Genomic DNA, 7,090 nt, shown 5'->3' with positions numbered 1-7,090 from the left:
GAAAGGGCTTCTTTGAGCCGATTAGTGTATATATAGCTTATTTTGCTATACACATTTTTAATCGACTTGAAGAAGCCCTTTTTGTGTTGTCTTCAAGTTTGGAGTTATTGTATAGCCAGCACTTTAGGCAATTATTTTATTAATTAGGGGGAAACATCATGAATTTAGTCATGGAAAAATCACAAAGGAAATTACAAAATGATGCTCATTTACATGACATTATTAAAGAAATTAAAGAACTAGCTAATCCTTTATGGATCAGTTCTGTATCAATGTTGCAAGCGCACAATCAAAACTTCAATACGAAAGCTACGACATTTAAGGATATTACCATTTCTTATTTAAGAGATTTAAAAGTAAGTTTAAGTCTCATTTATGCAGCAAGGAATATCAGTTGTAAAAGTATAGAGGATTTGAATAAGCGTCTATCCATTCAATCAGGGAAAGATATTACTTCCCATGAGGATTGGCTGCTTCATGAAAACAGAGGAATTATATGTGAAATGATTGATGAATTTCGAAAGAAAGAGTGGAAACACCCAGATTCGAAATAACAAGTAATACAGGAGGATTATTATGACAAATATAATGGAAAGTTTACAAGCTGAATTTCCTGTCGAACAATTAGGATGGAAAATTATAAATACATTTGAAAGCCAAGGTCGTTTTTTTGCGTTTGTAGCTCCATTTGTTGACGCACGCGCCATTCAGGACCGATTTGATGAAGTCTTTGGTATTGATAACTGGCAGGTGTCGTATGAAAAATGGGGTGAGAAAGCAACGAAATGTACCATATCAGTGTTTTTGAATGAACGTTGGATATCAAAAGAGGATGGAAGTGAAGAATCTGACTATAGTTCTGTAAAAGGTGGCTTTTCAAATAGTTTAAAAAGAGCTGCTGTGCTTTGGGGCGTAGGAAGATACCTTGTGTGAACTGTTCTCGCACAAAAAGTTGTGGAAACACACTATATAAAAGCGAGGGAACTATAAAATGTTCTAACTGCATGTTTGACTATCAAGACTCGGAAGTAAGTCTTGCAAGAACATCGTAAACTCTTGAAAAGGTCTAATACTACGGATAGCAATAATAGAGAACCCTATCATTGTTATGAGCCCGTTGAAGGCGGTGAAAATCGAACCTAAATTCCTCAGGGAACATGGTAAGAAAAGTAATCGGGACGCCATAAAATAGCTATGGATAGAATGAATCATAGATTCTGGCGAATCACTGAATGTACGTGTCGATACTATCCGTTCCTTAGAAATATGGAGGAGGTAAAACCATACCTTTTCAGTTGTGGAAATGATAATAAGGTATATCAAATCTGCGGATAGGGACTATACCCTATTCATCTAATGAATCAAATTACGATTAGTTCATTAGTAACTGACGGCATAAAGGTGAGTCCTAAGGCTATATGTAAGGCTAAAACATGTGGAACAGTTGAAGTTGGTGAGAACGTCATACGATGGTTAATTATCGGTTCGTGGATATAAGGTATTACACATACAATACTGAAGTTCCTTAACACCAATGGCAGTAGGGTCATAGTACCAAAGAAGGTTATGTAATATAACTAGAGGGAAGGGCCCAAGTCTAATAATCATGCAAAGGCAAAATTATTCTAGGAATGTGTAACAGTAACCGACTAAACCTTAGAGCAAAATCTCAGCAAAAGAGGTGATGCAATTTGGTGCGAAAACTAGAAAATACTCTTGAATCAGAAACAGAATTAAAGAGAACATTAGACAAGCTGTACTCAAAAACAAAAGAGCATATGGAAAAAAAGACGAGAATCAAACACACATCTCTCCTTGAAATTGCGATGTCAAAACCTAATATTGTCACTGCGATACACTCGCTAAAAAGCAATAAAGGCTCCATGACTCCAGGGGTAGACGGAAAAACAATCCAAGACTACCTCAGACTATCCGAAGAAAAACTTATCGAGTTAATTCGTGGTAGACTCACAAATTTCAAGGCGCACCTAATAAAACGTGTGTTTATTCCAAAGGCTAATGGCGGACAACGACCTCTCGGTATTCCAACCATAGAAGACCGGATAATTCAACAAATGATGAAGCAAGTCTTAGAGCCTGTACTCGAAGCACAATTCTTCAAATACAGCTTTGGGTTTCGACCAGAAAGAACTACCTATCATGCGTTGGAAAGAGTAAAAGTCCTTGTTCATAACACTGGGTATCACTGGATCGTAGAAGGTGATATTCGTCAATTCTTCGACAAAGTAAACCATAGGATTCTTATAAAAAAACTATGGAGCATGGGAATCAAAGATAGACGAATATTGTGCCTAATAACGGAATTCCTCAAAGCTGGAATCTTCAAAAATATCATTAGAAATGACAATGGTACACCCCAAGGTGGCATATTAAGCCCCCTCTTAGCAAATGTATACTTACATTCCTTCGACAAATGGGTTGCCAAGCAATTTGAAGAATTTACAACCAGACATGAGTATTCGAAACACGATCATAAATTACGAGGTTTAAAATCTTCTAACCTTAAGCCAGGCTATCTAATCAGATATGCTGATGACTGGGTTCTAGTCACTAATAACAAATCCCATGCTTATAGATGGAAGACTGTTATCAAGAATTTTCTTCAGAAAGAACTTAAACTTGAACTATCCGAAGAGAAAACAAGAATAACCAACATCAGGCATAAGCCAATAGAATTTCTTGGCTTCAAATACAAGGTAGTCTTAAAAGGTGTAAAAGGAAAAAAGAAGAAGGATAAAAAGACAAGATATATCAGCCAAATAACTCCTTCTGATAAGAAGATTAAAAGAAAAGTAAAAGAACTCAGAGCCACACTCACTTCTCTCGGCAAAAGATTAAGCCACGATAAACTGAGTAATGCACAGCTAATCTTAGCCTATAACTCAAAGGTTAGAGGATTAATAAATTATTATTCATATGCCACCGAATCTCCCATAATGGATAGAGAAGGTTATAAGTTAAGAAAAAAGACTTTTAATCTTCTATCTAGGCGTGGTGGGGTCTTACATCCTATCAACAAGTGTATTAACCTTGCGGACAAATACCCTAAACGGACACAAAAGACTTTAGCTATTAAAACCGAAGTTGGCTACATTGGCATTATGCATTTAAACCTAACCAAGATGAACGAAAACCTATATAAACAAAAGGTTCAAAATGAAACTCCATACTCTCCTTCGGGACGTAAATTAATCGAGCGAAGAAAGGGAACAAAGGAGTTCAGTGTCAGACTAGATGAAATTACAAGCCTCTCTCTCCTTGAGAAAGTCAGGAAAAAACTTGTGAATTCACCCCGATACAATTTTGAGTACTTTATGAATAGAGGATATGCGTTCAACAGAGATAGAGGAAAATGTAGAATTACAGGAGTCCCACTTGGGAAGCACAACCTGCATGTTCATCACATTAATCCTAATCTCCCGTTAGAAGAAGTCAATAAGCTGCCAAATCTAGCCTGTGTAGATAAGGAAATTCACAAGGCAATACACAATGAAGTTGATATGAGCAGCATCTTGAATAATAAGGAAATTAATAAACTGAAACGATTCAGGAACAAAATTCATGCTATTTGATTATTAGATGGAGCGCCGTATGAGGTGAAAGTCTCACGTACGGTGTGGACCGGGGGAAAAGCCACTCTTAACAGGTAATGCTGAAGAATTGGCTTACCTATCGGTATTATAATGTAAAACCTACTAAAGTAGAACTTTCTACATGTAGTAATGGCCCAAATAGTATCTATATTTCTTATCAAAAGAAAGGATATTATTTTATACCACCTACTATGTTACAGCAAAAACATAAACAAGGAAGTTCAAAGAAGGAACCATCGAATGGCCAAGTAAGTCTAGGTGTACTAATTCAAAACATACAAGAGCTTGCAAAACCATTAAGTATTACATCCAAGGAAATTCTACTTGCCTATAATCACAATTATAATGCGCAAGCAAGAACATTTGAGGATACGACGATTGGTGGTTTAGAAGGAATTCTAACTAGTTTACAGTTGATTCACGAAGCGAAGAATATCCGTCCTGGAAATGAGAAACAGCTTAACCGGTGGTTATCAGCTCTTATTCCTGGTGATGTTACATCCTTTAGAGAATGGTTACTTCATGATCATACAGAAGCCATTCATCAACTCATACAACAGTTAAAAAAACAACAAAGCGCGTAAAGCTTTGTTTTATAGCAGGAAAACGAATGAACAGGATATGAGGTCTGTTCTTTTTTTATTACTTTTTGGAGGGATTTATTATGAAATTTACTATTAACCGTACATTATTTATTGAAAAATTAGAGAAAGCAAGTGCTACTGTAGACGTTAAAAACCCAATGCCGGCATTACAAGGTGTTTTATTGGATTGTAATTCAAAGGGAATGATTCTAATGGGTTCAGACGGTACAGAAACAGTAACATTAGTAACTCGCTTTAATGTAAACAGTGGGGATTGTACTGAACCGGGGAAGGTGCTTTTTGCAGCTGCTCCGGTACTTAAAACGATTAAGAAATTCAAAAGTGAATTCATCGGTCTTGAACATAAAAACAATGAGCTAAAGATTGTAGAAAGTAAGAAGAAACAATTTAGCTTTTGTACCATGGATCACGAAGAATATCCTGAAATTAAAATCGAAGCAGGGGAAGATTGGATTTCACTTTCACAAGAACAATTTGTATCAATGGCCAACGGAACGTTACATGCTATTCCTGCAATGGATACACGTAAGATTCTAACAGGTGTGAACTTAAAATCAGTTGATGATAAGTTCTTTAGTATAGCAACTGATGCTCACCGTTTAGCCCGTTTACATTTTGATTGTACAAAGATCACTATCGCAAAAGATGGTGAAGTTGTGTTACCAATTAAGTCTCTTAAAACAGCTCTTAAGCTCTTTAATCGTGAAACAAATTTACAATTAAAGCTCATTAGTGATACACAGCTGTTGATCCGTGGCGAAAGTATTATCTATCAGTCTAGATTACTAGCTGGTACATATCCCGATACGGCACGTATGGTACCCGACGAATTTAAAAGTGAAATACAACTATCACGTGAAGAATTTAAAAATACGTTGGAGCAGCTTTCAGCATTTTCTTCCTTAATCGTACTTACGTCAGAAGGAAAAGAAAGCATCCATCTTAAACCACAAAATTCTCAAGTAGGTACTGCAAGTGTAGAAATTCCATGTAATCAAGTAGAAGCATTTACATTGGCTTGTAATGTGGAATATCTGCTACAAGCACTACAAACGATAACTTCTGAAACAATCGCGATAAAAATGATTAGTAATCAGAGACCTATCGTGGTAGTGGGAGCAGAGGATACAACTCACTCTAATCTGCAGTTAATTCTACCGGTTCGCGTGTAAGGGGGCATCCAAATGAGTATGAATCACAGTGACTTCTTTGACTTTTTACAGTCAAAAGAAGTCCTTCCTAATAATCAAGAACTTCGTCAATCCTTTGAATTGATTATAAATGGATTTATTGCGAACGAAATGCCTGATTTAGAAAACATACCATTAGAACATATAGATGAATTTGAAAAGCAATTTGAGCAGCTACGACATTATGTCACGTTTTATAGTGATAATTCATTTCGTATAAATGGTCCAGATTGTGAATTAAAAGAAATGCTACATTTACATCTTTTCACTGAACAACTAGAAGATGTGGAAAAGCAGGGGCTAGAAGATGAGATATTTATTTAATCAAGGAAATGAGATGAAAGTATACATACGGATACTACGCATACAAAAATTAATTCGTAAATATAACATCCCATTCTTAATCAATATCAATGATTTTCACAGGGACAAGTTGCATATCACAAGTGAACTATTATTCGAGTCGTTTGCGCGTTTTAACGAGCAAACAAGTATATTTTGTCACTTTGCCTTTGGAACTGAAGAAGACCTGTTAGATGGGACGTTATTTAGCTCAGAAGACATGTATTCGAATTTCGCTTCGGATATTAGTTCTATGGCTGCGGAAGGATGTTACTTCGATACAGCTGGTTACTATTTATGTATAGGCTCGGAACATATAACACAATCTGATTTTCAATTCGTGTTACATGAATTTTCGTTTAACACCTATCAAAGTGAAGCGTATCCCAGTCATATTTTGATTGAATTTCTAGAGGATGGTTATGAACAGTACTCATTTGATGAATGGGTACTTTCTTATTATGAAATTATAATCCGTCTTGCGGCAATGATTCGAGAAAAGACGAAGGGGAACCAGGTATGAAATTATTATTTACATACAATCACCAGAAAGTAAGAAAGTATCTACTTTCGTTAAAAATGCAAAAGAATGCTCACTTACTGCATGAATTACTTGCAGATAAGAAGCATGAAGAAGAAATCTATATATTAGATTGTTTAGAGCACTCAAGAGAAATAGACTTCAGTAAGATTTCAGAACGATCCATTCAACAAGTAATGGCTACTGTTTCTTATTTAGAGGAAGACTCGAATTTCCCAATTGGTTTAATTGATTCGAAAACCTTACTTGAAATAATTATGATTGCGGAAACATCTTTAGATACTGATCTTTCCTGCTTCTATACATCGCAATTCTATCTTATGGAGATATTTATACGTATGTATAAATTGGGGATTCCTGTAAAAGATTATTACCCAACTTATTTAGAACAAGATAATTTCGAAGAATACGATTGTGAGGATTCATTTAAAAGCTGGGGTGATGACTTACTTCAAGATATGAAATTACATCACGAAGAGGTAGATAGCGACGATAAAGATACCTTAATCCAATATTCGAATTTATTTCATATATCTATGGATGAGATAAACCTTATTGTTGAGAATGCATGGAGTCCAATTGGTGAAATGCTCTCTAATATCAAGATAGAGAATCAAAGTTTCTTTCAGTCAATCCAGAATCAGTTTGATATACGTATGCTTTACCAAGCTGATGAGGAAAAACTTTACCTTTTCTATGATGATGATACATATTTTCCAGCAATTAAACGAATTGAGATGTTACTTCGTATCTTTGAAGAGATACAGTTAACAAAAAATATAGCAAATTAGTACAGAG

Annotated in this window: 8 protein-coding genes and 1 pseudogene; all 9 read left to right on the top strand. The window is 35.5% G+C overall.

Annotated elements, in window-relative coordinates; translation table 11 throughout:
- The first annotated feature begins 158 nt into the window (after positions 1-158).
- The 9 genes and pseudogenes from BAQ44_RS17020 (at position 159) to BAQ44_RS16985 (ending at position 7,083) form a co-directional block, all read left to right on the top strand.
- Entirely contained in the window at positions 159-554 is a 396-nt protein-coding gene (locus BAQ44_RS17020; RefSeq protein ID WP_001055070.1) for a hypothetical protein, read from the top strand.
- Between the two features lie 22 nt (positions 555-576).
- Positions 577-927, top strand: a pseudogene (locus BAQ44_RS17015) (Rad52/Rad22 family DNA repair protein); the annotation flags it as partial.
- Between the two features lie 429 nt (positions 928-1,356).
- Complete coding sequence (locus tag BAQ44_RS31125; protein ID WP_011167258.1) at positions 1,357-1,497, top strand: hypothetical protein; 141 nt, start codon at positions 1,357-1,359, stop codon at positions 1,495-1,497.
- Between the two features lie 197 nt (positions 1,498-1,694).
- Positions 1,695-3,593, top strand: coding sequence for a group II intron reverse transcriptase/maturase (gene ltrA, locus BAQ44_RS17010; RefSeq protein ID WP_002019929.1), 1,899 nt, complete (start codon positions 1,695-1,697; stop codon positions 3,591-3,593).
- Between the two features lie 77 nt (positions 3,594-3,670).
- Positions 3,671-4,198, top strand: coding sequence for a hypothetical protein (locus BAQ44_RS17005; RefSeq protein WP_000917103.1), 528 nt, complete (start codon positions 3,671-3,673; stop codon positions 4,196-4,198).
- 80 nt (positions 4,199-4,278) lie between these two features.
- Complete coding sequence (gene dnaN / locus BAQ44_RS17000; protein WP_000673198.1) at positions 4,279-5,391, top strand: DNA polymerase III subunit beta; 1,113 nt, start codon at positions 4,279-4,281, stop codon at positions 5,389-5,391.
- 12 nt (positions 5,392-5,403) lie between these two features.
- Positions 5,404-5,733, top strand: coding sequence for a hypothetical protein (locus tag BAQ44_RS16995; RefSeq protein ID WP_000062335.1), 330 nt, complete (start codon positions 5,404-5,406; stop codon positions 5,731-5,733).
- Positions 5,717-6,274: a hypothetical protein gene (locus BAQ44_RS16990; protein ID WP_001269722.1), complete on the top strand. Its 558-nt coding sequence runs from the start codon at positions 5,717-5,719 to the stop codon at positions 6,272-6,274. Before BAQ44_RS16995 ends, BAQ44_RS16990 begins: the two co-directional genes overlap by 17 nt.
- On the top strand, positions 6,271-7,083 hold the full coding sequence (locus tag BAQ44_RS16985; protein WP_000770659.1) for a hypothetical protein: 813 nt from the start codon (positions 6,271-6,273) through the stop codon (positions 7,081-7,083). The genes BAQ44_RS16990 and BAQ44_RS16985 overlap by 4 nt, the downstream gene beginning before the upstream one ends.
- Positions 7,084-7,090 lie beyond the last annotated feature (7 nt).

This window comes from Bacillus mobilis (assembly GCF_001884045.1).
In the GTDB taxonomy this organism is placed as follows: domain Bacteria; phylum Bacillota; class Bacilli; order Bacillales; family Bacillaceae_G; genus Bacillus_A; species Bacillus_A mobilis.
This window is presented reverse-complemented; position numbering and strand designations above follow the sequence as displayed.

Bases quoted from the DNA above. Each gene is read 5' to 3' on its own strand.
- BAQ44_RS16990 (WP_001269722.1), top strand. From the start codon at position 5,717: ATGAGATATTTATTTAATCAAGGAAATGAGATGAAAGTATACATACGG.
- BAQ44_RS17020 (WP_001055070.1), top strand. From the start codon at position 159: ATGAATTTAGTCATGGAAAAATCACAAAGGAAATTACAAAATGATGCT.
- BAQ44_RS16985 (WP_000770659.1), top strand. From the start codon at position 6,271: ATGAAATTATTATTTACATACAATCACCAGAAAGTAAGAAAGTATCTA.
- BAQ44_RS16995 (WP_000062335.1), top strand. From the start codon at position 5,404: ATGAGTATGAATCACAGTGACTTCTTTGACTTTTTACAGTCAAAAGAA.
- BAQ44_RS31125 (WP_011167258.1), top strand. From the start codon at position 1,357: ATGAATCAAATTACGATTAGTTCATTAGTAACTGACGGCATAAAGGTG.
- BAQ44_RS17005 (WP_000917103.1), top strand. From the start codon at position 3,671: ATGCTGAAGAATTGGCTTACCTATCGGTATTATAATGTAAAACCTACT.
- dnaN (WP_000673198.1), top strand. From the start codon at position 4,279: ATGAAATTTACTATTAACCGTACATTATTTATTGAAAAATTAGAGAAA.